This is a genomic window from Pseudomonas monteilii, from assembly GCA_001534745.1.
GTDB classification, from domain to species: domain Bacteria; phylum Pseudomonadota; class Gammaproteobacteria; order Pseudomonadales; family Pseudomonadaceae; genus Aquipseudomonas; species Aquipseudomonas alabamensis.
On the sequence record CP013997.1, the window covers coordinates 783,844 to 808,078 of the forward strand.

25 protein-coding genes and 1 tRNA gene are annotated in these 24,235 nt (G+C 65.5%); 11 read left to right on the forward strand and 15 right to left on the reverse strand.

The window, feature by feature from the left end; all coding sequences use genetic code 11:
* Positions 1–26: 26 nt before the first annotated feature.
* The 4 genes from APT63_03515 to APT63_03530 all read right to left on the reverse strand — a co-directional run bounded on the left by APT63_03515 (position 27) and on the right by APT63_03530 (position 3,334).
* Positions 27–101: transfer RNA gene (locus tag APT63_03515), tRNA-Gln, on the reverse strand.
* Positions 102–134: 33 nt separating this feature from the next.
* Positions 135–980: a 4-(cytidine 5'-diphospho)-2-C-methyl-D-erythritol kinase gene (locus tag APT63_03520; GenBank protein ID AMA44753.1), complete on the reverse strand. Its 846-nt coding sequence runs from the start codon at positions 978–980 to the stop codon at positions 135–137.
* A gap of 3 nt (positions 981–983) precedes the next feature.
* Positions 984–1,598: a lipoprotein localization factor LolB gene (locus tag APT63_03525; protein ID AMA47782.1), complete on the reverse strand. Its 615-nt coding sequence runs from the start codon at positions 1,596–1,598 to the stop codon at positions 984–986.
* Positions 1,599–1,606: 8 nt separating this feature from the next.
* Positions 1,607–3,334 (reverse strand): hypothetical protein, encoded by a 1,728-nt coding sequence (locus APT63_03530; protein AMA44754.1) that lies wholly within the window; start codon positions 3,332–3,334, stop codon positions 1,607–1,609.
* Positions 3,335–3,503: 169 nt separating this feature from the next.
* On the opposite strand from APT63_03530, the gene APT63_03535 reads away from it, so the two are divergent.
* The 5 genes from APT63_03535 to APT63_03555 are packed head-to-tail and all read left to right on the forward strand — an operon-like array spanning position 3,504 to position 8,230.
* Complete coding sequence (locus APT63_03535; GenBank protein ID AMA44755.1) at positions 3,504–4,781, forward strand: glutamyl-tRNA reductase; 1,278 nt, start codon at positions 3,504–3,506, stop codon at positions 4,779–4,781.
* Positions 4,778–5,860 (forward strand): peptide chain release factor 1, encoded by a 1,083-nt coding sequence (prfA, locus tag APT63_03540; GenBank protein AMA44756.1) that lies wholly within the window; start codon positions 4,778–4,780, stop codon positions 5,858–5,860. Before APT63_03535 ends, prfA begins: the two co-directional genes overlap by 4 nt.
* On the forward strand, positions 5,861–6,691 hold the full coding sequence (locus APT63_03545; GenBank protein ID AMA44757.1) for a protein-(glutamine-N5) methyltransferase, release factor-specific: 831 nt from the start codon (positions 5,861–5,863) through the stop codon (positions 6,689–6,691).
* Positions 6,685–7,440 carry a molybdopterin-synthase adenylyltransferase gene (locus APT63_03550; GenBank protein ID AMA44758.1) on the forward strand — a complete coding sequence of 252 codons (756 nt, stop codon included), beginning with the start codon at positions 6,685–6,687 and terminating at the stop codon, positions 7,438–7,440. The genes APT63_03545 and APT63_03550 overlap by 7 nt, the downstream gene beginning before the upstream one ends.
* Positions 7,433–8,230, forward strand: coding sequence for a glutamate racemase (locus tag APT63_03555; protein AMA44759.1), 798 nt, complete (start codon positions 7,433–7,435; stop codon positions 8,228–8,230). Before APT63_03550 ends, APT63_03555 begins: the two co-directional genes overlap by 8 nt.
* A 23-nt stretch (positions 8,231–8,253) precedes the next feature.
* Here the strand turns inward: APT63_03555 and APT63_03560 are convergent, their stop codons facing one another.
* The 5 genes from APT63_03560 to APT63_03580 form a co-directional block, all read right to left on the reverse strand.
* On the reverse strand, positions 8,254–8,790 hold the full coding sequence (locus tag APT63_03560) for a hypothetical protein (GenBank protein ID AMA44760.1): 537 nt from the start codon (positions 8,788–8,790) through the stop codon (positions 8,254–8,256).
* 168 nt (positions 8,791–8,958) lie between these two features.
* The gene (locus tag APT63_03565) at positions 8,959–10,383 is read right to left on the reverse strand and encodes a deoxyribodipyrimidine photolyase (GenBank protein ID AMA44761.1); all 1,425 of its coding nucleotides are present in this window, start codon (positions 10,381–10,383) and stop codon (positions 8,959–8,961) included.
* A complete protein-coding gene (locus APT63_03570) occupies positions 10,374–11,294 on the reverse strand; it encodes a helix-turn-helix-type transcriptional regulator (protein ID AMA44762.1) in 921 nt (306 codons plus the stop codon). The genes APT63_03565 and APT63_03570 overlap by 10 nt, the downstream gene beginning before the upstream one ends.
* On the reverse strand, positions 11,284–12,252 hold the full coding sequence (locus tag APT63_03575; protein AMA44763.1) for a hypothetical protein: 969 nt from the start codon (positions 12,250–12,252) through the stop codon (positions 11,284–11,286). Before APT63_03575 ends, APT63_03570 begins: the two co-directional genes overlap by 11 nt.
* Positions 12,253–12,348: 96 nt before the next feature.
* Positions 12,349–13,335, reverse strand: a complete 987-nt coding sequence (locus tag APT63_03580) for an FAD-dependent oxidoreductase (GenBank protein AMA44764.1) — start codon at positions 13,333–13,335, stop codon at positions 12,349–12,351.
* A gap of 190 nt (positions 13,336–13,525) precedes the next feature.
* Here APT63_03580 and APT63_03585 point away from each other — a divergent pair, with 190 nt between their 5' ends.
* Entirely contained in the window at positions 13,526–14,443 is a 918-nt protein-coding gene (locus APT63_03585) for an epimerase (GenBank protein ID AMA44765.1), read from the forward strand.
* Positions 14,444–14,456: 13 nt separating this feature from the next.
* The gene (locus tag APT63_03590) at positions 14,457–15,473 is read left to right on the forward strand and encodes a ferrochelatase (protein ID AMA44766.1); all 1,017 of its coding nucleotides are present in this window, start codon (positions 14,457–14,459) and stop codon (positions 15,471–15,473) included.
* Positions 15,474–15,537: 64 nt separating this feature from the next.
* Here APT63_03590 and APT63_03595 read toward each other — a convergent pair whose 3' ends face one another.
* Both APT63_03595 and upp read right to left on the reverse strand, forming a co-directional pair.
* Positions 15,538–16,803, reverse strand: a complete 1,266-nt coding sequence (locus APT63_03595; protein AMA44767.1) for a uracil/xanthine transporter — start codon at positions 16,801–16,803, stop codon at positions 15,538–15,540.
* 1 nt (position 16,804) lies between these two features.
* Positions 16,805–17,443: a uracil phosphoribosyltransferase gene (gene upp, locus APT63_03600; protein AMA44768.1), complete on the reverse strand. Its 639-nt coding sequence runs from the start codon at positions 17,441–17,443 to the stop codon at positions 16,805–16,807.
* A gap of 163 nt (positions 17,444–17,606) precedes the next feature.
* Here upp and APT63_03605 point away from each other — a divergent pair, with 163 nt between their 5' ends.
* The 3 genes from APT63_03605 to APT63_03615 all read left to right on the forward strand — a co-directional run bounded on the left by APT63_03605 (position 17,607) and on the right by APT63_03615 (position 19,140).
* Positions 17,607–18,164, forward strand: a complete 558-nt coding sequence (locus tag APT63_03605) for a hypoxanthine-guanine phosphoribosyltransferase (protein AMA44769.1) — start codon at positions 17,607–17,609, stop codon at positions 18,162–18,164.
* A gap of 146 nt (positions 18,165–18,310) precedes the next feature.
* Positions 18,311–18,781, forward strand: coding sequence for a hypothetical protein (locus tag APT63_03610; protein AMA44770.1), 471 nt, complete (start codon positions 18,311–18,313; stop codon positions 18,779–18,781).
* 68 nt (positions 18,782–18,849) lie between these two features.
* Complete coding sequence (locus APT63_03615) at positions 18,850–19,140, forward strand: aminopeptidase (GenBank protein AMA44771.1); 291 nt, start codon at positions 18,850–18,852, stop codon at positions 19,138–19,140.
* Between the two features lie 74 nt (positions 19,141–19,214).
* Here APT63_03615 and APT63_03620 read toward each other — a convergent pair whose 3' ends face one another.
* Both APT63_03620 and APT63_03625 read right to left on the reverse strand, forming a co-directional pair.
* Positions 19,215–20,720: a malate:quinone oxidoreductase gene (locus tag APT63_03620; GenBank protein ID AMA44772.1), complete on the reverse strand. Its 1,506-nt coding sequence runs from the start codon at positions 20,718–20,720 to the stop codon at positions 19,215–19,217.
* A 610-nt stretch (positions 20,721–21,330) separates the two neighbouring features.
* Positions 21,331–21,564 (reverse strand): hypothetical protein, encoded by a 234-nt coding sequence (locus APT63_03625; protein ID AMA44773.1) that lies wholly within the window; start codon positions 21,562–21,564, stop codon positions 21,331–21,333.
* Between the two features lie 145 nt (positions 21,565–21,709).
* On the opposite strand from APT63_03625, the gene APT63_03630 reads away from it, so the two are divergent.
* The gene (locus tag APT63_03630) at positions 21,710–22,294 is read left to right on the forward strand and encodes a hypothetical protein (protein ID AMA44774.1); all 585 of its coding nucleotides are present in this window, start codon (positions 21,710–21,712) and stop codon (positions 22,292–22,294) included.
* 365 nt (positions 22,295–22,659) lie between these two features.
* Here the strand turns inward: APT63_03630 and APT63_03635 are convergent, their stop codons facing one another.
* Together APT63_03635 and APT63_03640 are read right to left on the reverse strand one after the other, a co-directional pair.
* Positions 22,660–22,866, reverse strand: coding sequence for a hypothetical protein (locus APT63_03635; protein AMA44775.1), 207 nt, complete (start codon positions 22,864–22,866; stop codon positions 22,660–22,662).
* Between the two features lie 148 nt (positions 22,867–23,014).
* Entirely contained in the window at positions 23,015–24,178 is a 1,164-nt protein-coding gene (locus APT63_03640; GenBank protein ID AMA44776.1) for a glycerol acyltransferase, read from the reverse strand.
* Positions 24,179–24,235 lie beyond the last annotated feature (57 nt).

The window sequence follows — 24,235 nt, forward strand, 5'->3', positions numbered from 1 at the left end:
GTATACCTGGATGAGTATAAGGAAAATGGCAGGGGCGGCTGGATTCGAACCAACGCATGGCAGGATCAAAACCTGCTGCCTTACCGCTTGGCGACGCCCCTGTATCTGTTGCTTTCGAGTGCGATACTCGATACCTAGAGCAGGCTTTGAAGCGTTCGGTGCAACATCGAAACGTTGCTGCCCTTGGCGACGAACCCTGTTTGGGTCTCTGAAAGGAGGGCCAGAACTCTATCAGCTTCGGCTTTGCTTGGGAAGGACCCAAACACGCAACTTCCAGTCCCGGTGAGTCGAGCCTCAGTGTATTTACCCAGGTCATTCAGTGCTTCGCGAATGGCTGGATAACTGTGCTCTACCACAAGTTGGCAGTCATTTCGACTGTTTCCCTCGGGAACGGGGCGCATCTTAAGGGGGAGGGAATCACGTGTCAACTGCGGATGTGAAAAAATTTCCGCAGTGCTGACAGACACTTGCGGCACCAGCACCACATACCAGGGCTCGGCAGGATCGACCGGGGTCAGCCGCTCGCCGACCCCTTGGGCGAACGCCGCGTGCCCGCGCACGAACACCGGCACGTCGGCGCCCAGTGTCAGCCCCAGTTCGGCCAGGCGATCGTGGCTCCAGTCCAGCTGCCAGAGATGATCGAGCGCCAGCAGGGTGGTCGCAGCGTCCGAGCTGCCGCCGCCGATGCCGCCGCCCATGGGCAGGACCTTGTCCAGCCAGATGTCCGCGCCCAGCGTGCAACCCGACGCCTGCTGCAGGGCGCGCGCGGCGCGCACGATCAGGTTGCTGTCGTGGGCCACCGAGGCCAGGGTGTCGTGCAGGCGGATCTCACCGTCCTGGCGAACCTCGAAGCTCAGCTGGTCGGCATGCTCGAGAAACTGAAACACGGTTTCCAACTCATGGTAGCCGTCGGCCCGGCGGCCAAGGATGTGCAGCCACAGATTGAGCTTGGCCGGGGCGGGCAAGGTCAGGCGCGCCACGGATCAGTGTCCCAGCTGGCGCGGTTGCCAGTCCTTGATCACCAGCGTGACGTCCAGGTCCTGGCCATGCAGCTTGATGCGCTCGGGCACGGTGAAGCCGTTCTGCTCGGTGTAGCTCAGGTACTGCACCTGCCAGCCGTCCTGGTTCAGGCTCGCCAGGTGGCTGTCGCCATCGAGCGTCAGCTGGCTCTTGCTGTCCGGTGCCGGCAGGCCGCGGACCCACCACACCAGATTGGAGACTGGCAGCTTCCAGCCCAGCTGTTCTTCCAGCAGGGCCTCGGGGGAGGGTGACTCGTAGCGGCCCTGGTTGGCCACTTCCAGCACCACGCCGCCCGGGCGACCGGTCAGGCGCGCTGCACCGCGACCGAGCGGGCCGGACAGGCGAATGTCGTAGTAGTCCTGGCGTTGCAGCCAGAACAAGGTGCCGCTGCCCGAGTCCTTCGGAGCGCGGATGCCGATCTTGCCATTGATCTGCCAGCCGTCGAGGTTCGACAGCTGCTGTTTGTGGGCTTGCCACTGCTGTGGATTGCCGTGCCCTTGCAGGGCTTCGCGCGAACCGGTGCCGGCACAGCCGGCGAGCAGGGCGATCAGGAGGAAGGTGGTGCAGTGGCGCAGCATGGACATGGTCAAAGGCTCTCGGATCCGGTCAGGCGCAGGACGGTCTTGCGCAGGAGGGGGCTGTCGGGCTGGGCGGCGAAGCCCTTGGCCCAGAACTGGCGCGCTTCGCGGCGCTTGCCATTGGCCCACAGCACTTCGCCCAGGTGGGCCGCGACTTCGGGGTCGGGGAATTGCTGGAAGGCCTGGCGCAGCAGGCGTTCGGCCTCGTCCAGGTGACCCAGGCGGTAGTTCACCCAGCCTAGGCTGTCGAGCACGGCCGGATCGTCCGGGGTCAGCTGGTGGGCCTGCTCGATCAGCGCCTTGGCTTCGGCATAGCGGGTGGTACGGTCGGCCAGGGTGTAGCCCAGGGCGTTCAAGGCCATGGCGTTCTGTGGCTCGCGGGCCAGGATGGCGCGCAGGTCGCGCTCCAGGCGCGGGATATCGCCGCGTTTCTCAGCCAGCATGGCATGGCTGTAGAGCAGGTTGAGGTCGTCCGGGTAATGCGTGAGGGCCTGGGTCAGCACGGCCTCGGCCTGGGCGTCCTTGCCATCGTTGCTGAAGGCCTCGGCCTCCACCAGGTACAGCTGCACCGCCAGGTCCGGCTGGGCCTCGCGCGCCTGGTCGAGCAGGCGCGAGGCTTCCTTGTCGCGGCCCTGGGTGATCATGATGGCCGCCTGGCGCAGGCGGGCGGCGAGGTACTGCTCGCCCGGACCGACCAGGGCGTATTCACGCAGAGCACCGGTGGCGTCGCCCCGGTCTTCGCGGATGCGGCCCAGGTTGAGGTGGGCGGCATCGACGTTGCTGTCGCGGTCGATCAATTCTTGCAGGTAGCCTTCGGCCTCCTGCCAGTCCTGGGTCTCGATGCTCACCAGCGCCAGGGAATAACGCAGTTCGTCGTCGTCCGGGTACTGCTGCAGCAGGCTGGCGAACTCGGCCTTCGCTTCGGCCAGGCGGTCCTGTTCGACCAGGGTGCGCGCATAGGTCAGGCGCAGGCGCTTGTCGTCGGGGTTCTCGCGGATTGCCTTCTGCAGCAGGGGCAGTGCCTCGGGCCCGCGATCGAGCGCCTGCAGCAGCCGGGTGCGCAGCAACAGCGGGGCGATGTCGTCGTCCTGAGCCGGGTGCGCCTCGAGCAGGTCGAGGGCCTCCTGCGTCTTGCCGTCCTGGTTCAGCAGCAGGGCCTTGCCGAACAGCAACTGGCCGTTGTCGGGGTGCTTGACCAGCAGCCGGTCGAAACTCTTGAGCAGGCCGTCGCGGGTGGCCTGGTCGGTCTCGGCCGCCGACAAGGCGAGAAAATCGAAATGCGTGTCGCCCTGGCCCTGCAGCACGCGTTCCATGTACGTCATGGCATCGTCGTAGCGCCCGGCACGGGCCAGCTGGATGGCCGCGGCGCGTTGGGCGTCCAGGCTGTCGGGGGCATGCCGCGCCCAGATCAAGGCGGTGTCCAGCGCCGGCTGATCGGCGCCCAGGTACTCGGCGATGCGGTAGGCCCGCTCGGAGACGGCTGGGTCCTGGGTCTTCTCGGCCTGGTCGACGTAGTTGTCCAGCGCGATGTCGAAGCGGTTGCGCTGACCGGCCAGTTCGGCCACCAGCAGGCTGTACAGCGTGTCGGGCGCGAAGGAGCCGTACACCACCGGCTTGGCCGGTTCGGCAGGCGCCGCCTCGGGCGCGGGCGCAGCGGTCTGCGGCGTCTGCGACGGCAGGCTCTGGCAGCCCTGGAGCAGGGCGAAGGCGAGTAGCAGGGCGTGGGGTCTGGTCATAGAAGAGGCTTTGGAGGGCTCACCGGCAGTCGTGGCAATCATGACACAAGCGCTGGGGCAAACCCACCTGCGATGGCCAAGGTCTATTGAGACAATAGTGAACGGTGGTTGTTCTGGAACCTGCGAAGTAGGACAATTATCGGCTTCCTGTCATCACCAGCGATTTTGCATGGCCTTTCTCGCACTTGGCATCAACCACAAGACCGCTTCGGTGGACGTCCGCGAGCGCGTGGCGTTCACGCCCGAGCAGTTGGTCGATGCCCTGCAGCAACTGTGTCGCCTGACCGCCAGCCGTGAAGCCGCGATCCTCTCGACCTGCAACCGCAGCGAGCTGTACCTGGAGCAGGAGCACCTGTCGGCCGACGACGTGCTGCTGTGGCTGGCCGACTACCACCGCCTGAGCCTGGACGAACTGCGCGCCAGCGCCTACGTGCACGAAGAGCACGATGCCGTGCGCCACATGATGCGCGTGGCCTCGGGTCTCGACTCGCTGGTGCTGGGCGAGCCGCAGATCCTCGGCCAGATGAAGTCGGCCTATGCCGTGGCGCGCGAAGCCGGTACCGTCGGCCCGCTGCTGGGTCGGCTGTTCCAGGCCACGTTCAGCGCCGCCAAGCAGGTGCGCACCGACACCGCGATCGGCGAAAACCCGGTCTCGGTGGCCTTCGCCGCCGTCAGCCTGGCCCGGCAGATCTTCAGCGACCTGGGTCGCAGCCAGGCGCTGTTGATCGGCGCCGGCGAAACCATCACCCTGGTCGCCCGTCACCTGCACGAGCAGGGCGTGCGTCGGATCGTGGTGGCCAACCGGACCCTCGAGCGCGCCAGCCTGCTGGCCGAGCAGTTCGGCGCCCATGCCGTCCTGCTGGCCGACATCCCTCAGGAGCTGGCCAATAGCGACATCGTCATCAGCTCCACGGCCAGCCAGTTGCCGATCCTTGGCAAGGGCGCGGTGGAAAGCGCGCTCAAGCAACGGCGGCACAAGCCGATCTTCATGGTCGACATCGCCGTGCCCCGCGACATCGAGCCGGAGGTCGGCGAACTCGAAGACGTCTACCTGTATACCGTCGACGACCTGCACGACGTGGTGGCGGAAAACCTCAAGAGCCGCCAGGGCGCGGCACAGGCGGCCGAAGAGCTGGTCGGCGCCGGCGCCGAGGACTTCATGGTGCGCCTGCGCGAGCTGGCGGCCGTGGACGTGCTCAAGGCCTACCGGCAGCAGAGCGAGCGCCTGCGTGACGAAGAACTGCAGAAGGCCCAGCGATCGCTGGCCAACGGCGGCAGCCCGGAAGAAGTGCTGGCCCAGCTTGCCCGGGGGCTGACCAACAAGCTGCTGCACGCGCCGAGCGTGCAATTGAAGAAGCTGTCCGCCGAAGGTCGCGTCGATGCGCTGGCCATGGCTCAGGAATTGTTTGCCCTCAACGAAGGCCCCACGGACAAGACTCCGCAATGAAAGCGTCGCTGCTCAATAAACTGGACACGCTCCAGGACCGTTTCGAAGAACTGACCGCCCTGCTGGGCGATGCGCAGACGATTGCCGACCAGGCACGCTTCCGGACCTATTCGCGCGAATACGCCGAGGTCGAGCCGGTGATCGCCGCCTACCGCCAGTGGTGCAAGGTGCAGGACGACCTCAAGGGCGCCGAGGCACTGCTCAAGGACAGCGATCCGGACCTGCGTGAAATGGCCGTCGAGGAGGTCAGCGAGGCCAAGCAGCAGTTGCAGGCGCTCGAAGGCGGCCTGCAGCGCATGCTGTTGCCCAAGGACCCCAACGACGGGCGCAACGTGTTCCTGGAGATTCGCGCCGGCACCGGTGGGGACGAGGCGGCGATCTTCTCCGGCGACCTGTTCCGCATGTATTCGCGGTACGCCGAAAAGCGCGGCTGGCGCCTGGAAATCCTCTCGGAAAACGAGGGCGAGCATGGCGGCTACAAGGAGATCATCGCCCGGGTCGAAGGCGACAATGTCTACGCCAAGCTCAAGTTCGAGTCCGGCGCGCACCGCGTGCAGCGCGTCCCGGAAACCGAATCCCAGGGGCGCATCCATACCTCGGCGTGCACCGTCGCGGTACTGCCCGAACCCGATGAGCAGGCCGCGATCGAGATCAACCCGGCCGACCTGCGGGTGGACACCTACCGTGCCTCCGGCGCCGGGGGCCAGCACGTCAACAAGACCGATTCGGCGATCCGCATCACCCACTTGCCCACCGGCATCGTGGTCGAGTGCCAGGAAGAGCGTTCGCAGCACAAGAACCGCGCCCGCGCCATGGCCTGGCTGTCGGCCAAGCTCAACGACATGCAGACCAGCGCCGCGCAGAACGCCATGGCCAGCGAGCGCAAGCTGCTGGTCGGCTCGGGCGACCGCTCCGAGCGCATCCGCACCTACAACTACCCACAGGGGCGGGTGACCGATCATCGGGTCAACCTGACCCTGTATTCGCTCGACGAGATCCTGGCCGGCGGCGTCGATGCCGTGATCGAGCCGCTGTTGGCCGAATACCAGGCCGACCAACTGGCCGCCCTGGGGGACTGAATGACCATCATCGCCAGCCTGCTGCGCGGCGCGCAGTTGCCGGACTCGCCCACCGAACGCCTGGATGCCGAGCTGCTGCTCGCCCATGCCCTGGGCAAGTCACGCAGCTACCTGCACACCTGGCCCGAGCGCATTGTGCCCAGCGAGGCGGCGCAGGCCTTTGCCGACTACCTGGCGCGTCGCCGGGCCGGCGAACCCATCGCCTATATCCTCGGGCAGCAAGGGTTCTGGAAACTGGACCTGGAAGTCGCGCCCCATACGTTGATTCCTCGCCCGGAAACCGAGCTGCTGGTCGAAGCCGCGCTGCAGCGCCTGCCCGCAGGTCCGGCACGCGTGCTGGACCTGGGCACGGGCACCGGCGCCATCGCCCTGGCCCTGGCCAGCGAGCGCCCTGCCTGGCAAGTCATGGCCGTGGACCGTGTCGAGGCGGCCGTGGCCCTGGCCGAGCGCAACCGTCAGCGACTGCGCCTGGACAATGTCCATATCCTGGCCAGCCACTGGTTCGAGGCGCTGGCCGACCAGCGCTTCGACGTGATCCTGAGCAATCCGCCCTACATCGCCAGCGCCGATCCGCACCTGGCCGCAGGCGACGTACGCTTCGAGCCCAGCAGTGCCCTGGTCGCCGGCCCCGATGGCCTGGACGACCTGCGCACGATCATCACCCAGGCCCCGGCGCACCTGTCCCCTGGCGGGTGGCTGCTGCTCGAGCATGGCTTCGATCAGGCCGAAGCGGTGCGTGAACTGTTGGTGCGCCAAGGCTTCGGCGACGTCGCCAGCGTGGCCGATCTGGCCGGGCACCCGCGTATTAGCCTGGGCCGCCTGCCATGCTGAGCGACCAGGCGCTGCTGCGCTACAGCCGTCAGATCCTGCTGCCGCAGGTCGACATCGAAGGTCAGTTGCGCCTGCAGCGCAGCCGTGTCCTGATCGTCGGTCTGGGTGGGCTGGGGTCGCCGGTTGCGCTGTACCTGGCGGGCGCCGGCGTCGGCGAGCTGCACCTGGCCGACTTCGACGAGGTGGACGTGACCAACCTGCAGCGCCAGATCCTGCATGACACGGTCAGCGTCGGCGCGAGCAAGGTCGATTCCGCGCTCCAGCGCCTGAGCGCGCTCAACCCCGAGGTGCGCCTGGTCGCCCATCGACAGGCCCTGGACGACGAGGCGTTGGTCGAGGCCGTGGGCGCTGTCGATCTGGTGCTGGACTGCTCCGATAATTTCGCCACCCGCGAAGCGGTCAACCGAGCCTGTGTGCGCCAGGAAAAGCCCTTGGTCAGCGGTGCGGCGATTCGCCTGGAAGGGCAGTTGACGGTCTTCGACACCCGCCAGGCCCATAGCCCGTGCTACCACTGCCTGTACGGGCATGGCAGCGAGGCGGAGCTGACGTGCAGCGAGGCCGGGGTGCTTGGCCCGCTGGTAGGGCTGGTGGGCAGCCTGCAGGCACTCGAAGCGCTGAAGGTGCTGGCCGGCTTCGGTGAAACCCTGGTCGGCCGGCTGCTGCTGATCGACGCCCTCGGTACGCGCCTGCGCGAGCTTCGCGTCAAACGTGACCCGGCCTGTGCCATCTGCGGACATCGCCATGGATGAGCGCAACGCACCGATCGGTGTGATGGATTCGGGCGTGGGCGGGTTGTCCGTGCTCGCCGAGATCCGGCGCTCATTGCCTTCGGAGAGCCTGCTGTACGTGGCCGATGGTGGGCATGTGCCCTATGGGGACAAGTCGCCCGAGGTGATCCGCCAACGCTGCCGGGTGATCGCCGATTTCTTTCGCGAGCAGGGTGCCAAGGCCCTGGTCCTGGCGTGCAACACGGCGACGGCCGCCGCGGTGTCCGACCTGCGCGAGGCGTACCCAGGCTGGCCGCTGGTGGGCATGGAGCCGGCGGTCAAGCCTGCGGCCTCGGCCACGCGCAGCGGCGTGGTGGGGGTACTGGCGACCACCGGCACCTTGCAGAGCGCCAAGTTCGCCGCCTTGCTCGATCGCTTCGCCAGCGACGTCCGTGTGATCACCCAGCCCTGCCCAGGGCTGGTCGAGCTGATCGAAGAAGGAAATCTGCACAGTCCGGCGTTACGCACCCTGCTGGCAGGCTACGTGCAGCCGCTGATCGCAGCCGGTTGCGATACCGTGATCCTGGGCTGTACCCATTACCCGTTCCTGAAACCATTGCTGGCCGAGCTGCTGCCGCCTTCGGTCATTCTCATCGACACGGGAGCGGCCGTCGCACGGCAGTTGCGTCGATTGCTGGAAGACCGTGGGCAGTTGGCCACGGGGCCGGCGAAAGCCGCCCGCTTCTGGACCAGCGGTGATCCGGCTGCCTTTGCGCGAACGCTGCCGGTGTTGTGGGGCGACTGTGATGAGGTGCAGCGCCTGGCACGCTGAAGAAGCGGCAAGCCAGGCGTCGACTAGAGCGGCCAGAGCGCGTCCATGTTCAGCGCTTCCAGGACCAGCTCAGGGTGTCGGCCTGGCAGGGTCTCGACGATCCGGTGGGCGGCCTTGTCAGCGGTCCACTCGCCTGGCGGCAGGGGTTTGCCGAATACCGGCAGCTTGATGGACGACGGTGCGATCAGCGATAGCGCGACGCCCTGGGCCTGAAGGGGCTGGCGTTGCTCCCTGAACCATTGCGCAAGGCTGTTGCTGCCGCAGAGGGGCAGGGTGGGGTCGCCTTGCTGGGCCGCCGAGGCTTGGCTGAACAGGCCGAGCACCAGGGGCTTGCGTGCCTTGACCAGCAAAGGCGTCGCTGCCTCGAGCACATGCCTGGCGGTTTGCCAGTTGGTCTGGACCAAGCTGGCGAACAACGTATTGGCCGTGACATCGGCAGGCAGATAGTCGCAGGTGCCGGTGTTGAGGATGCAGAGGTTCAGGCCACCCCAGCGTGCCTCGATCGCAGCGCTGGCCTCGAGCGCCGCCTGAGCGTCAGTCAACTGGCCAGGCAGCTGCAACAGATTGGGCAGATCCTGATGATCCGGGAATGCCGTCGCCGGCGTATCGGGCCGAACGCTCGCCGCTACACGATGGCCATTGCACAACAAATAGCGCACCAACGCGTGTCCAAGGCCACTGGACGCGCCCGTTATCCATACAACCAGCGACTCCCCCACACCGACTCCTTACCCTTTACTACGAGGCAACCCTTTGAAGGCCTCCAAGGCACGTTCTCGGCTCCTGCTCAGATCCACGATCGGTCGCGGGTAAACATTGTTTTTGAATATGTCAGAATCGGGCGGCGGCAGATGGATATTTTTGAACAGGTGATCAATTTCCGGTATCCATTGGCCGATAAAGCGTCCTTCTGGGTCGAATCGGCGTGATTGCGTGACCGGATTGAAGATGCGGAAGTACGGCACCGAGTCCGTACCCGTGGAGGCGCTCCACTGCCAGCCGCCGTTGTTGGACGCAAAATCGCCGTCGATCAGGTGACGCATGAAATGGCGTTCGCCTTCACGCCAGTCGATCAACAGGTTCTTGGTCAGGAACATGGCCGTGATCATGCGCAGCCGATTGTGCATCCAGCCGGTGGCGAGCAGCTGGCGCATCGCAGCGTCGATCAACGGAAAGCCCGTACGGCCTTCCTGCCACGCCTTCAGCTCTTCAGGTGCATGGCGCCAGGGCAGGGCTTCGGTGTGCGGACGGAATGCACGATGGCGGGAGACACGCGGGTAACCGGTCATGATGTGCTTGTAGAACTCGCGCCAGATCAGTTCGGTGATCCAGGTCTGCACACCTTTGTTGCCACTGTCGAGGTCACCCCGGTTGCGGTGGAGGGCTGCATGCAGACACTGGCGAACGGAAATCACGCCCGCGGCCAGGTAGGCCGAGAGCTGGCTGGTACCCGGTTTCGCGGGCAGATCACGCAGGCGATCGTAGTCTTCGGCCGTCTCGTCCAGGAAGCGCTCCAGTCGGCGCTGCGCTTCGGCCTCGCCGGCCGGCCAGTGTGCGCGTAACGATTCGGGTGGGGTCTCGAACCCTTCGACATGCGTGGGCAACTGACTGCTGCGAATGGACAGGGGCGCCTGCTTGCGGATCTTCGGCACGAGGGGCGGCATGCTGTTCAGCAGGCGCTCCATGCAGGTCCTGCGGAACTGGCCGAAGACCTGGAAGTAATGCCCGCTACGGGTCAGGACCGAGCCGGGCTTGAACAGCAATTGGTCGAGGTGGTTGCGCGCCCCGAGACCGGCTTCTTCCAGCGCGGCCCGTACCGCAGCATCGCGCGCCTCTTCGTTGATGCCGTACTCATCGTTCCAGTGGACGGTCTCGACCTTGTGCTGGCGGCATACGCTCAGCACGGCCTCCGTGGCCTCATCCCATGTATCGATACGCCGGATCAGCAAGGGGATGTTGACCGCATCCAGCCGCTCGCGCAGCGCGTGCAGGTTGCGTAGCCAGAAATCGACCTTGCACGCGGCTTCGTCGTGGGCCTGCCACTGGCCAGGCGTGACCAGCCAGAGCGCGATACTCGGGCCGCGCTCGCAGGCGGCATGCAGGGCAGTGTTATCGTCAAGGCGCAGGTCGTTGCGCAACCAGGTCAGGTGCATGCAGGGTCTTCGTCAGGAGGGGAGAGATAGGTGCTGGCGTGCTTGATGGCCTGGAAACGACGCAGCGCGGCGTGAGGCGTGTCGAACAGAAGGCGACCGGCCTGAACGAGGTCCTGCAAGTCCGCCTGATGCGTGGTGACTGAGGGCCCTCCGAGGAGCACGGGCACGTGGATGCCCTCGAGCGTCCGGCGCAGGGTTGCCAGATCCAGAGAGCGTCCCAGGTGCAGCACGACCGCACAGGGCGCCAGGCGCAGCACGGCCTGTTGCAACTGTCGGCCGGTCACGGGTTGCTCGAGGGTTTCCACCGCCTGCCCACTGCTGCTGAGCAGCCAGGCCGTCAGCCAGAAGTGGGCATCGAACGGCTCACGGTTGTCCGTGGCCAGCAACACGGCGGGGCCTTCCAGGGACTGGACGTCGTGGTATACCCGTGCGCCCAACTTGCTGCGCAGCCAGCCGTGGAAGAAGACCGTCTCCAGTTCGGCTTCGAACGGTGGCTGCCAGCGGTGCGCCAGGTGCTCGAGTACCGGCAGCAGCAAATGCTCGCACAAGGTGATGGCGGGGTAGAGCGCCATGGCCTGGTTGAGCTGCTGGTCGAGGGCGCGCTGTGACAGGCGGCCGATGGCTTCGATCAATTGCTTGGCACGTACCTGCCACTCACCCTGAAGCTCAGGCAGGGCCGTCGACTGCTGCTCGAGCAGGGCGCGTACCTGACCGACCGAAGCACCTCGGTCGAGCCAGCCGAGGATGACGCGCACGCGGCCGAGCTGTTCCTGGGAGTAGAGGCGGTGCCCCTTGGCGGTGCGCTGTGGAACGATCAGCCCGTAGCGCCGTTCCCAGGCCCGCAACGTGACGGGATTGACGCCTGTCAGGCGAGCAACGTCGCGAATGGGCAGCAGCGTTTCAGATGACATTACGCAGTCCGAGCTTTTCTGGATGAGGGTTGAGGTACGTCTGTTGCAGCAGATAAGGGTCAGGGTGATTGTGCAGGTGATGCTTGAGCAGGGTCATGGGCACGACCAGCGGGACGATGCCTTGCTGGTACTGGGTGATCAGCCGCTGCAACTCGACCTTGTCATCACTGCAGATGACGGGACGCAGGTAGCCGACCAGGTGCTGCAGCACATTGCTGTGGGTGCCTCGGTTGGCACAGCGGCGCAGCGCTGCCATGAGCTGACTGAAGTAATGCGCGCCGATCACCTGCGGGTCATCGTCGCGGGTCATGGTGCCCAGCAGACGGCCCAGTTCGCGATAGGCCTGAGGGTTGTGCGCCATCAGCAGGTACTTGTAGCGCGAGTGGAAGGCGATCAGCGCACCGCGGTCCAGGCCTTGCGCCAGCTGCGCTTGCCAGTCGGCATAGGCGTAGACGCGGCTGACGAAGTTCTCGCGCAGCACGGCGTCATGCAGGCGGCCTTCCTCTTCCACCGGCAGGTCGGGCTTCTCGGCACAGAACGCGGCCGCATAGGCGCCTCGACCGCCCTTGAGGGAAGGATGGCCGTTTTCCTGGTAGACCTTGACGCGCTCCAGGCCACAGGAAGGCGATTTCTGCATGAAAATGTAGCCACAGATGTCGCCCAGTTCCTTGGCCATCCGCGTGCCGTAGTCGCGCAGCGCAGGGCCGTAGTCCTCGTCAGGATCACGGGTAGTGACCACGTTCGGCGCCTCGGGATCGCCGATCAGGCGGATGGGCTCGCGCGGCACGCCCAAGCCGATGGCCATCTCGGGGCACAGGGTGACCCAATCGAAATGCTCGTCGAACAGCTTGTGGCACAGCGAGGACGACTTGTGCCCACCGTTGTAGCGGACTTCATCGCCCGCGAGGCAGGCACTGACCCCAATGCGGGGCTTGCTGGAAGGCACGGACGTGTTCATCGTCATCTCCGGAAAATACCTGTACAGAGGACAGCGCGTGTACAGGGCAATTCCATTGCAAAAACCGGCTTCGTGCAACCTGTACAGGCGCGCGGTTCAGTCCAGGTGCTCCAGCAACCGACGCGCTGCCTCCAGCCCACTGAGCCAGGCACCTTCCACACGACCTGACAGGCACCAGTCGCCGCAGGCGTACAGCCCTTGGTCGGCGTCGGCCAGTGCACCCCATTCATGGTGGCCGGCCGGTCGTGCATACAGCCAGCGATGGGCGACGCTGAAGGCCGGTGCAGGCACCGCGCAGTGGAGCAGCTCGGCGAATTCACCTCGCAACTGTTCGATCACGGCGTCCTTCGACAGGTCGATGTGCTGCTTGCTCCAGGGCGAGCCCGCATGCAGAACCCAGGTATCGAGCGGTTCGTCACGGCCGGGCTTGCTGCGGTTGCGTGCCACCCAATCCAGGGCGCTGTCCTGCACGAAGCAGCCTTGCATGGGCGTGTCCAGCGACTGTTCGAAGGCCAGGGCAATCGCCCAGACCGGCTCCATCTGCACATTGGCGGCCACGGCGGCCAGCTTCGGTGTCGCGGCCAACAGAGGCGTGGCTTGCGGCGCGGGCACCGCGATCACCACACGGCTGTAAGGGCCATGATTGTTGCCCTCGGCATCCTGCAGGTGCCAATACGCCTGGCCACGGAACACTTCGGTGATTCGGCAGCCAAAGTTGACGGTATGTCCGTCGAGCAGTCCACGAGTGATGGCGCTCATGCGCGGCACGCCGACCCAGCGCAGCTGTTCGTCCGGAGAGGGACTCAACTGACCACTGCGGCACTGGAACAACTGGGGCGACCAGGGCTTGGCCCAGCCGGCATTGGCCCACTGCTGAACTTCGTCGACGAAGCGACGGTCACGAGCGGTGAAGTACTGAGCGCCCAGGTCGAGCGCGCCGACGTCGCTGCGCTTGCTGGCCATGCGGCCACCGCTGCCGTGACCCTTGTCGAACAGGTGGACGGAATGCCCGGCCTTTTTCAGGGCCTGGGCAGCGGACAAGCCGGCGATGCCGGCGCCGATGATGGCGATGGGTAAGGTCATGTTGGCCTCTTCGAACCGTGCGTGAGGGCGGTCGGTGCCGCCAAGGCATACCTGTACAATCCTGCGGAGTTGTATAAGGTTTGGTCCGCTCGATGCAACAGGGTGTCCTATGTTTATCCGAGAGCGTATGCCCCGAAAAGTGCCTTGGTCTTGACGATAGACCATGGCTGAACCCAAGAGGATGCAAACCATGCATATCGTGCTGACTGGTGGCACCGGTCTGATCGGCCGCCATCTCTGCCGCCACTGGTTGGCGCAGGGCCATCGCCTGACGGTCTGGAGCCGTACGCCCGATCAGGTGTCGCGGGCGTGCGGTCAGGCCGTGCGCGGCGTTGCCCGGCTCGACGACATCGCGTCCGACGACCCCGTCGATGCGGTGATCAATCTGGCCGGCGCGCCCATCGCCGATCGCCCCTGGAGCGCGGCGCGACGGCAACTGCTCTGGGCCAGTCGCATCGGTGTCACCGAGCAACTGCTGGCCTGGTTCGAGCATCGCCGCCAGACGGGCGGTAGCCTGCCGGCGGTCCTGGTTTCCGGCTCGGCAGTAGGGTGGTATGGCGACGGCGGCGAACGGGAGCTGACCGAGGGGTCGCCGCCGGTCAAGTCGGATTTCGCCAGCCAGCTGTGCATCGCCTGGGAAGAGACCGCGCAGCGCGCCGAGGCGCTGGGCATTCGTGTGGCGCGGGTGCGCACCGGGCTGGTGCTGGCCTCGGACGGCGGTATGCTGGCGCGTCTGCGCGTGCCCTTCAAGCTGGGCCTGGGTGGGCGGATCGGCAATGGCCGGCAATGGATGCCGTGGGTGCACATCGACGATCAGATCGCCTTGATTGATTTTCTTGTGCAGCACGGCGAATGCAGCGGTCCCTATAATGCGTGCGCCCCGGCGCCGGTGCGCAATCGTGAGTTCACCCAGGCCCTGGCGCGCGCGCTGCATCGACCGGCCTGCCTGCCGGTGCCGGCGTTTCTGCTCAAGGCTGGCCTGGGCGAGATGTCGAACCTGCTGCTGGGTGGGCAACGCGCACTGCCGCAGCGCCTGCGCGAAGCGGGCTTCGTGTTTCGCTTCACTGACTTGAAATCGGCGCTGGACGCACTGTCCGAGCGCCTCTGACATAGGATGCGGCATGACCGATCATGCGTTGTTGTTGGTCAATCTGGGTTCGCCGGACTCCACGTCGGTGGCAGACGTGCGGCGCTACCTCGACCAGTTCCTGATGGACCCTTACGTGGTCGACCTGCCCTGGCCCCTGCGACGGCTGCTGGTGTCGCTGATCCTGATCAAGCGTCCCGAGCAGTCGGCCCATGCCTATGCGTCGATCTGGTGGGAGGAGGGCTCGCCCCTGGTCGTGCTGACTCGTCGCCTGCGGGCGGCGATGGTCGAGCACTGGCCGCACGGGCCGGTCGAGTTCGCCATGCGGTACGGCCAGCCGGCCCTGCCGGACGTACTCCAACGCTTGGCCGCGCAGGGCGTGCGTCAGGTGACGCTGGCTCCGCTGTACCCGCAGTTCGCCGACAGCACCGTGACCACGGTGGTGGAGCTGGCGCGCCAGACCGTCGAGGCCAAGCAGTTGCCCTTGAGCCTGCGCGTGCTGCAGCCGTTCTACGATTCACCGGTGTACATCGAGGCGCTGGCGGCCAGTGCACGGCCTCATCTGGAGCAGCCTTACGATCACCTGCTGCTCAGCTTCCACGGCCTGCCGGAGCGGCACCTCAAGAAGCTGTTCGCCAAGGGCGTCAAGCATGACCTGCGCGCCGCCGACTGCTGCCGGGATGCCGACGCGCAGACGCGAGCGGTGTGCTACCGCGGTCAGTGCCTGGCGACCGCCAAGGCCTTCGCGCGCCAAGCCGGCATACCCGATGGCAAATGGTCGGTATCGTTCCAGTCGCGCCTGGGCAAGGACAAGTGGATCGAGCCCTACACCGAGCCCTGCCTGGATGCGCTGGCCAAGGCCGGGGTCAAGCGCCTGCTGGTGATGTGCCCGGCGTTCGTCGCCGACTGCATCGAGACGCTGGAAGAGATCGGTGATCGCGGGCGCGAGCAGTTCCTCGAGGCTGGCGGCGAGGAGCTGGTGCTGGTGCCGTGCCTGAACGATGATCCGGCGTGGGCCAGGACGCTGGCCGGGATGTGCCAGGCGGTGTGAAACGAAAACGCCCTGGTCGCAAGGGCCAGGGCGTTGGGGATGTCGTCCGTGTACGAGGCGCCGATCAGTCGTCGGCGGCCTTGTGCTTCCAGCTGTCATTGCCTGGCAACAGCAGGTTCAGGGCAATGGCCACCACCGCGCACAATGCGATGCCTTTCAGGCCCCAGTCGTCCGGACCATCGCCGCTGCCGATCAAGACCCCGCCGATGCCGAAGACCAGCGTCACCGACACGATGACCAGGTTGCGCGCCTCGGCGAGGTCGACCTTGTGGCGGATCATGGTGTTGAGGCCGACCGCTGCGATCGAACCGAACAGCAGGCAGAGAATGCCGCCCATGACCGGCACGGGAATGCTCTGCAGCAGCGCACCGAACTTGCCGATGAAGGCCAGGACGAGGGCGAACACGGCCGCCCAGGTCATGATCTTCGGGTTGTAGTTCTTGGTCAGCATCACCGCGCCGGTGACTTCGGCGTAGGTGGTGTTGGGCGGGCCACCGAACAGGCCGGCTGCCGTGGTGGCGATGCCGTCACCGAGCAGGGTACGGTGCAGGCCGGGCGTCTTCAGGTAGTCGCGTCCGGTCACGCTGCCCACGGCGATCACGCCGCCAATGTGCTCGATCGCAGGCGCCAGGGCGACAGGCACGATGAACAGGATGGCCTGCCAGTTGAAGGCCGGTGCGGTGAAGTTCGGCAGTTCCAGCCAGGGCGCTGCGGCGATCTTGGCCGTATCGACCACGCCGAAGGCGAACGACAGGGCGAACCCGACCAGCACGCCGGCGATGATCGGTACCAGGCGGAAAATGCCCTTGCCGAACACGGCCACGATCAGCGTGGTGAGCAGCGCGGGCATGGAGATCAGCATGGCGGTCTGGTAGGGCAGCAGGACACTGCCGTCGCCCGACTTGCCCATGGCCATGTTCGCGGCGATGGGGGCCATGGCCAGGCCGATGGAAATGATCACCGGGCCGATCACCACGGGCGGCAGCAGCCGGTCGATGAAACCGGTGCCCTTGATCTTCACCGCCAGGCCCATGAAGGTGTAGACGAACCCGGCCGCCATCACGCCGCCCATGGTCTCGGCCAGGCCGAACTGGCCCTTGGCGAGGATGATGGGGGTGATGAAGGCGAAGCTCGACGCCAGGAAGACGGGCACCTGACGACCGGTCACCACCTGGAACAGCAGCGTGCCCAGGCCTGCGGTGAACAGGGCCACGTTAGGGTCCAGGCCCGTGATCAGGGGCATCAGCACCAGTGCGCCGAAAGCCACGAAGAGCATCTGCGCGCCGGAGACGACCTGACGCCAGAGCGGGTCGTTGAAACCCTCCTGCATGTCAGGCGTCCTTCTGCTTGGTGCCGAAGATCTTGTCGCCCGCATCGCCCAGTCCAGGGATGATGTAGCCGTCCTCGTTCAGGCACTGATCGATGGAGGCGGTGTAGAGACGCACGTCCGGGTGCGCGGTTTCGACGGCGGCGATGCCTTCCGGCGCGGCCACCAGGACCATGGCGCGGATGTCACGGCAACCGGCTTTCTTCAGCAGGTCGATGGTGGCGACCATCGAGGCGCCGGTGGCCAGCATCGGGTCGATGATCAGGGCCAGGCGCTGGTCGATCTCCGGGGCCAGCTTTTCCAGGTAGGTGTGCGCCTCGAGGGTTTCCTCGTTGCGGGCCACGCCCACGGCGCTGACCTTGGCGCCCGGAATCAGGCTGAGCACGCCGTCGAGCATGCCGATGCCGGCACGCAGGATCGGCACGACGGTGATCTTCTTGCCGGCGATCTTCTCGACCGACACCTTGCTGTGCCAGCCGTCGATCTCGTAGGTTTCGAGCAGCAGGTCCTGGGTGGCTTCATAGGTCAGCAGCGCGCCGACTTCCTGGGCGAGTTCGCGGAAGTTCTTGGTGCTGATGTCGGCACGGCGCATGAGGCCGAGCTTGTGGCGGATCAGCGGATGGCGGATCTCACGAATGGGCATAAAAGGTAAGCTCCGGAAGGCGGGCAAAAAAACCGCGCTAGATTAATCTATTCAGCACGGCATGTCGCAGTCATTCTGCACGTTAGTCCATAAACGCTTGATCTGGCGTCGACGGGTGCGTACCTTTGCCCGCTTTTCTCATCCGCGCCCCCTGGAGTCCGTCATGTCCGTCGACCTCGAGCACATCAATCACGTCATGCGCGAAGCTGACTGCCTGTACACCGAAGCCCAGGTCGAGGCGGCGATAGCCCAGGTCGGCCGGCAGGTCAGCCAGGTCATGGCCGACAAGAATCCCGTGGTCTTCTGCGTGATGAACGGTGGTCTCATCTTTGCCGGCAAACTGCTGACGCATCTGCAGTTTCCGCTGGAAGTCTCCTACCTGCACGCCTCGCGCTACCGTAACCAGACCAGCGGCGGCGAGCTGTTCTGGAAGGCCAAGCCTGAAATCTCGCTCATCGACCGCGACGTGCTGATCGTCGACGACATTCTCGACGAAGGGCATACCCTCAGCGCGATCATCGATTTCTGCCGACATGCCGGCGCACGCGACGTGCAGACCGCGGTGCTGATCGACAAGGACCACGACCGCAAGGCCAGCCCGGACCTGAAGGCCAACTACGCCGGCCTGCCCTGCGTGGACCGCTACATCTTCGGCTATGGCATGGACTACAAGGGCTACTGGCGCAATGCCAATGGCATCTTCGCCGTCAAGGGGCTCTGAACGGGCCTCGCTTCAAGGCGCCTGCTCGGCCCTGTGTCCCTGCCGCTGCAACGACGTGGTGGCAGAGCATATCCAGGCAAACGGTTCCAAGGCCATCGGCCGCGTACGCGCATGCTAGAGTGCGGCTCTCTGCCAAGGAGTCCTTCATGCGCGTCGTTCTTCCTCTGTTGATGGCCATGGCACTGCCCGTGTCCGCCGCCCCCCTGCACAGCCAGTTTCTTCCCCCGGACGAGTCGAACGTGCGCCAGGAGGCACCCGAGCACCAGCAACTGCTGCAGGTCACCGACTACTCGGTGGTCGTCGGCACGCAGCGTCAGTCCGACCAGCAGCCGATTCCCATCACCTCGTCGGTGACGCTGCGCCTCAAAGGCAAGCCCCTGAGCAAGGGTGCGACCGTCACCCAGGTACTGCTGAGCTTCGATGGCGAAGGCGGCAAGAGCCTGAAGAAGCCTGTCTACGACGACAAGACGCGGACCCTCAGCCTCAATTACCCGATCAGCGCCTACCGGGTGATCATGGACCTGCTGCGCCACGACACGCTCTACGTGCAGTTCCTCAGCTACGCCAATGGCCACGTCTGGGCCGACGTGCACACAGGCACCGTAAACGCGCGTTGAGCAGGGCCGCCGGCCACGGGTAAACTGCCGGGCTTCGTGATACCCCGACGGTCCAAGTGGAGCCCGCAATGCGTAAAGACAAGAAACAGGTGATTGGCGACGAGATCAGCGATGACTACGTGAAGTCGTTCCTGGTGTTCGAGCCGGCCGATGGCGTGACCTCGCCGTCGTTGCACAAGCTGATCAAGGCCTATCGCGGGCTGCGAATCGACGACTTCGAACGTTTCGTGGGCTTCTTCGTCGAGGCCGGGCTGGACCTGGACGGCAAGGACGAGAAGGGCAGGACCTTTGTCGAGGCCATCGCCGACCAGCGCAATGCCCCCGAGTACATCCAGGTCATCGAGCGCGCGCGCGGCTGATGGGCTAGGGCGCGCCCTCCCTGGCATCCGACCCTTCGCCAGCGCGACAGGACGGATGCCGGGCAGGCACGTCGTCAGGCCGGCTGGACGACCTGGTCCTGTGGGGTCAGTTGCAGGGCCTGGTCGTTGTAGGCGCTGACCTTGCGATACAGCTCAGCATCCGTGGCCAGGGCTTTCTCACGCGCCGGGAAGATCTCGTCGAGCTTGCCCTTCCAGGCGCCGTTGGCCTGCTCCGGGAAGCAGCGCTGCAACAGGTCGAGCATGATCGACACGGTGACCGAGGCACCCGGCGAGGCCCCCAGCAGGGCTGCCAGGCTGCCGTCGGCGGCCGAGACCAGCTCGGTGCCGAACTGCAGTACGCCGCCTTTCTTCGGGTCCTTCTTGATGATCTGCACACGCTGGCCCGCCACTTCCAGGCGCCAGTCCTCGGCCTTGGCTTCGGGGTAGAAGCGACGCAGGGCTTCCAGGCGTTGCTCCATGGACTGCATCACTTCGCTGACCAGGTACTTGGTCAGGTCCATGTTGTCGCGCGCCACGGCCAGCATCGGGCCGATGTTGCCCAGGCGTACCGACAGCGGCAGGTCGAGGAGCGAGCCATGCTTGAGGAACTTGGTGGTGAAGCCTGCGTAGGGGCCGAACAGCAGCGATTTCTTGCCATCGACCACGCGGGTGTCGAGGTGGGGCACCGACATGGGCGGCGCGCCCACGGCCGCCTGGCTGTAGACCTTGGCCTGGTGCTGACGGACGATTTCGGGGTTGTCGCAGCGCAGCCACTGGCCGCTGACCGGGAAACCGCCGAAGCCTTTGCTCTCGGGAATGCCCGAGGCCTGCAGCAAGGGCAGGGCGGCACCGCCGGCGCCGAGGAAGACGAAGCGGGCGTCGACCTGGCGGCTGCTGCCGCTGTTGACGTCCTTGATGGCCACGGTCCAGCCGCTGCCGTTGCGGTGCAGGCCGACCACTTTCTTGCTGTACTTGACCTGGGCATCGGGCTTGCCGCTCAGCAGGGTGAGCAGCTTGTTGGTCAAGGCGCCGAAGTTGACGTCGGTACCGCGTGCCACGCGGGTGGCGGCGATGTGCTGATCGGCCGGGCGGCCGGGCATCATCAGCGGCATCCAGGCGTTCATCTTCGCCTTGTCTTCGGTGTATTCCATGTCGGCGAAGGCATGATGCTGGCTCAGCAGCTCGAAGCGCTTGCGCAGGAACGCCACGCCCTTGTCACCCTCGACGTAGCTCAGGTGCGGGACGGGGTTGATGAAGTCACGGGGCGAGCCGAAGTGGCCCTGCTGGCTCAGGTAGGCCCAGAACTGCCGGGACACCTCGAACTGGGCATTGATGTGCACGGCCTTCTTGATGTCGATGCTGCCATCGGCCGCCTGCGGCGTGTAGTTCAGCTCGCACAGGCCTGCGTGACCCGTGCCCGCGTTGTTCCAGGGGTTGGAGCTCTCCGCCGCGCCGGAGTCCATCGCCTCGACGACCTCCAGTCGGATCGAGGGATCGAGTTCCTTGAGCAGCACGGCCAGGGTGGCACTCATGATGCCCGCGCCTACCAGTACCACATCAACCGATTCGTTCTGCGACATTCCGCGTCTCCACACTCTACAGCCTAATTGACAGCACAGGATCCCTGGGGTGCCTGGGATCGCCATGTCCGATTGTTCGCAATGCCTGCCATTGCCACGGACACTCGCCAATCAGTCACAGCGTCTTCGCATTGAACGCTGGCTGCCGCCCTGCGGCAATTCGACCAATGGTCAAGATGTCCGGAATGCGTCATGGTCCGCCCTCAGGCGGCACCACCGGACGCGCTGGTGCATCGGTCGAAAAAGGCGTTACTGCGGACTTCGACAGCTATTGCACTTGCCAGACTGTTCATTCTGCTCGCCACACTCTTGTGAAGTTGTGAATTACCCGTTCTTTCACGCTCTTCTGGATGCGTGAACCTCTGAAAGTGGGCCGTGCGATGACGACCCGCAGTGTCGAGCGGGGCCGAACGCGTGAAAACGCGCGCGAGGGCCGATGCAAGACCTGTCGTGGAAGGCTCTCTGTGGGCGAAGTCAGGAGGTGCCGTTCGTAGGAAGCGGCGTACTGCGGGGCCCGATCAGGAGACGTCCTTGTAATCGGGGGGAGATTATAACGATGTCGCAGGCAGAAAGGTCGTTATTCGCGGTTTAATTGTCGTTTTCCACAAGCTCAGGCGGGCAGCCCGCGCCTCGGCCAGTTCGCCTGCACCTGCACGCACGCCCGTGCGCTGGCCGGCAACGGCAGGCCCAGCCAGCCCAGGCGTGTTTCCGTGACCTCCACCCAACCGGCACCGGCCGGCCGCTCGGCGCAGTGCTTGAAGGCCTGGCAGCAGCCTTCGGTATCCAGGTACGCATAGGCGCGCAGGGTCGGACGGCGAAGCAGCAGGTTCCAGAAAGCGAGCATGAGGGTCGGTCCTTGAGCGAGCGGGTGTGCCTACACGGTAACCGTCGGACCATGAAGCCTGTATGACAGCCCTTGCAGGCCGATGGCCGCTCATCGGGCGGCTGGGTATACTGCGGCCTTTGCGGCCTTTTCTGGAGAAACGCCCATGTTGCAACGTCTGTTGTTCGGTTTGATCGCGGTGGCCAGCGTGAGCCTGGTCGGGTGTGCCCACAGTCCACAACAGCTCAGCCCGCAGCCCACCCTCACGGCGCAGCTGGCCGCCGTCGGTCGTGGCCAGCCGGTGGTCGTGCGCGTGGTGGACGGGCGTCAGAGCCAGTCCCTGGGCACCCGTGGTGGCCTGTACCCGGAAACCAGCACCATCAGCGTCAGTGGCAACGAGGTCGTGCCCAAGCTGCAGGCCCAGGCCGAGGCAGCCGTGCGCCTGCTAGGCTTCACCCCGACCGCCAACGCCTACAACGCGCCTCAGCTGACCGTCACCCTGGCTGAGCTGAAGTACCAGTCGCCCAAGGACAAGATGTACGTCACCGAGGCCACCATCGGCGCCACCTTCCGGGCGGACGTGAACAACGCTGGCCGTCGCTACAACGGTCGTTACGGCGCGTCGCTGGACCAGCGCTTCGGCATGGCGCCGAACCAGGAAACCAACACCAAGCTGGTCAGCGATGTGCTGAGCGACGCACTGACGCGCCTGTTCAAGGATCCGACCATCGGCCAGGTGCTGGCGCAGTAACGACCAAGCCCGCCTAGTGTCGATCGCCGCCTAGTCTCATGGCGGTGATCGACACGCTTCTCATGGCCTTGCGGGCCAGTCGCAGTCGGTCTGGCAGAGGTTGCATATGTTGAACTGCCTTGCGAGTCCGACAGCCCGACGCGACCTGTTGTAGGAGCGGGCTTGCCCGCGATGCAGGCGGGGGCGGACCAGGCGCTATCGCGGGCAAGCCCGCTCCCACAGGGTCCGCGACAGCAGGTCCTGCTGTGGCGTGGTCATGGGTGAGCGACCTTGGAAATCGATCAGCGATAAAGCCTCTAGCGTGCTCGTTACTGCCCCGTTCTCCGCGCGACAGCAGGGCGGCGGGCAGACGCTCGCCAATCCCGTCAGGCCGCTTCGAAGGACCAGTCCAGCACGCTGATGCCCGTCTGCGCATCGACATCCGGCAGATCATGATGGGCATGCCCCCCCAGCGCGCAGTACGTCAGCCAGCGACGATCCTGCACGTTGATGGAAAAGCCATCGATCAGCGCGGCCTGCTCGTCGCTGTGCGCGACCCTGTACAGATGATCCTGGTTTTCAGCGTGCAACATGATGGGCTCCCATGCGAAGAAGGCCGACAGCGTGGCCTCTTTGCATGACGAGCGTGTGACACTGGCGTTTACCCCCGCAGCGAACCGCGAGTCGGCCACGTCACCGGCCTGTGTCGGGAGGCAGCCGCACGCTGCCCCCGCGATCTGCTCAGCGCCCGAGGGCGGCCTTGACCTGGTACTGGTTGCGTACCGGCGTTGCGTACTGCTCGATGAGGTAGGGCCGATGCTCGGGGGGACACGCGTCCAGGCGGCGCTGCCACTCGGCCTGGGCCGTCGCCAGTTCTTCCTTGGCGAACAGGCTCTCGGCCGTCGGTACGGCCAGTGCCGGGTCGGCTTCGGACCACATCCCGTAGGCCAGGTAGTGCGCTGGGAACAGCCGGTACCCGGCCAGGACCTGGCGGTCGACTTCCTGCGCCAATTGCTTGGTGTCCTCGAAGGCCGCGGCGATCGGCGTGGCGAAGTGGATGTGCACCCGCCCTTTGTAGCCGGTGATGCCCTTGGCGATGCTCGAGTCGTCCTCGCCAGGCGCCTTGGCATAGGTGCCGGTGGTCGCGCGGATGTACAGCTCGCGGGCCTTGTCCAGGTCGCACGGGTCGTATTCGTAGCTGATCGAGACCGGGGTGAGGTGCAGGCTCTGGATCACCTCGCCAAAGGGTTCATCCTTGCGGCTCATGTGGAACATCTTGAGGATCGCCGAGTCGGTCCGGTCGTCCCCGTCCTTGGCGCGCCCCTCGGCCTGGGCGATCCAGATCGACACGCAATCGTGGCGGATCGAATGGTTGATGTAGGCCGACAGCAACTGGTAGGCCGCCAGCTTTTCACGCCGGCCCGTGAGCGAACGGTGCACGATGAAGCTCTTGTTCAGGCGCATCATGTCGCTGACGAAGGGCTTCTGCAGCAGGTTGTCGCCGATCGCGATGCGCGGCGTCGGCAGGCCGGCATGGTAGACGGCGTAGTTGACGAACGCCGGATCCATCACGATATCGCGGTGGTTGGCCAGGAACAGGTAGGCTGTGCCGGACTTGAGCTGCTCGACGCCGGTATAGGTCACGCCGTCGGTCGCGCGCTCGATGGTCTTGTCGACATAGTGCTCGACCTTGTCCTGCAAGGTGGCCACGCTGTCGACGCCTGCGAATTCCTTACGCAGACGGCGGGCGATCAGGGGTTTGAGCAACCAGCCCAAAGCGCCCGCCGCACGCGGGAAGCGGAAGTGGGTGAGGATGTCGAGGAAGGCCGCGTCGCTGAACAACCGTGCCAGCACGGCAGGGACCTCGGCGTCGTCGTAGGGTCGGATGGCATCGAATTCGCCCATCATGCTCTCTTGTTGGAAACGACTAAGGTAAAAGGTGATCACCGCCGCCTGCAAACG

Bases quoted from the DNA above. Each gene is read 5' to 3' on its own strand.
- APT63_03525 (AMA47782.1), bottom strand. From the start codon at position 1,598: ATGCTGCGCCACTGCACCACCTTCCTCCTGATCGCCCTGCTCGCCGGC.
- APT63_03530 (AMA44754.1), bottom strand. From the start codon at position 3,334: ATGACCAGACCCCACGCCCTGCTACTCGCCTTCGCCCTGCTCCAGGGC.
- APT63_03535 (AMA44755.1), top strand. From the start codon at position 3,504: ATGGCCTTTCTCGCACTTGGCATCAACCACAAGACCGCTTCGGTGGAC.
- prfA (AMA44756.1), top strand. From the start codon at position 4,778: ATGAAAGCGTCGCTGCTCAATAAACTGGACACGCTCCAGGACCGTTTC.
- APT63_03545 (AMA44757.1), top strand. From the start codon at position 5,861: ATGACCATCATCGCCAGCCTGCTGCGCGGCGCGCAGTTGCCGGACTCG.
- APT63_03550 (AMA44758.1), top strand. From the start codon at position 6,685: ATGCTGAGCGACCAGGCGCTGCTGCGCTACAGCCGTCAGATCCTGCTG.
- APT63_03555 (AMA44759.1), top strand. From the start codon at position 7,433: ATGGATGAGCGCAACGCACCGATCGGTGTGATGGATTCGGGCGTGGGC.
- APT63_03565 (AMA44761.1), bottom strand. From the start codon at position 10,383: ATGCACCTGACCTGGTTGCGCAACGACCTGCGCCTTGACGATAACACT.
- APT63_03570 (AMA44762.1), bottom strand. From the start codon at position 11,294: ATGTCATCTGAAACGCTGCTGCCCATTCGCGACGTTGCTCGCCTGACA.
- APT63_03575 (AMA44763.1), bottom strand. From the start codon at position 12,252: ATGAACACGTCCGTGCCTTCCAGCAAGCCCCGCATTGGGGTCAGTGCC.
- APT63_03580 (AMA44764.1), bottom strand. From the start codon at position 13,335: ATGACCTTACCCATCGCCATCATCGGCGCCGGCATCGCCGGCTTGTCC.
- APT63_03585 (AMA44765.1), top strand. From the start codon at position 13,526: ATGCATATCGTGCTGACTGGTGGCACCGGTCTGATCGGCCGCCATCTC.
- APT63_03590 (AMA44766.1), top strand. From the start codon at position 14,457: ATGACCGATCATGCGTTGTTGTTGGTCAATCTGGGTTCGCCGGACTCC.
- APT63_03595 (AMA44767.1), bottom strand. From the start codon at position 16,803: ATGCAGGAGGGTTTCAACGACCCGCTCTGGCGTCAGGTCGTCTCCGGC.
- upp (AMA44768.1), bottom strand. From the start codon at position 17,443: ATGCCCATTCGTGAGATCCGCCATCCGCTGATCCGCCACAAGCTCGGC.
- APT63_03605 (AMA44769.1), top strand. From the start codon at position 17,607: ATGTCCGTCGACCTCGAGCACATCAATCACGTCATGCGCGAAGCTGAC.
- APT63_03610 (AMA44770.1), top strand. From the start codon at position 18,311: ATGCGCGTCGTTCTTCCTCTGTTGATGGCCATGGCACTGCCCGTGTCC.
- APT63_03615 (AMA44771.1), top strand. From the start codon at position 18,850: ATGCGTAAAGACAAGAAACAGGTGATTGGCGACGAGATCAGCGATGAC.
- APT63_03620 (AMA44772.1), bottom strand. From the start codon at position 20,720: ATGTCGCAGAACGAATCGGTTGATGTGGTACTGGTAGGCGCGGGCATC.
- APT63_03625 (AMA44773.1), bottom strand. From the start codon at position 21,564: ATGCTCGCTTTCTGGAACCTGCTGCTTCGCCGTCCGACCCTGCGCGCC.
- APT63_03630 (AMA44774.1), top strand. From the start codon at position 21,710: ATGTTGCAACGTCTGTTGTTCGGTTTGATCGCGGTGGCCAGCGTGAGC.
- APT63_03635 (AMA44775.1), bottom strand. From the start codon at position 22,866: ATGTTGCACGCTGAAAACCAGGATCATCTGTACAGGGTCGCGCACAGC.
- APT63_03640 (AMA44776.1), bottom strand. From the start codon at position 24,178: ATGGGCGAATTCGATGCCATCCGACCCTACGACGACGCCGAGGTCCCT.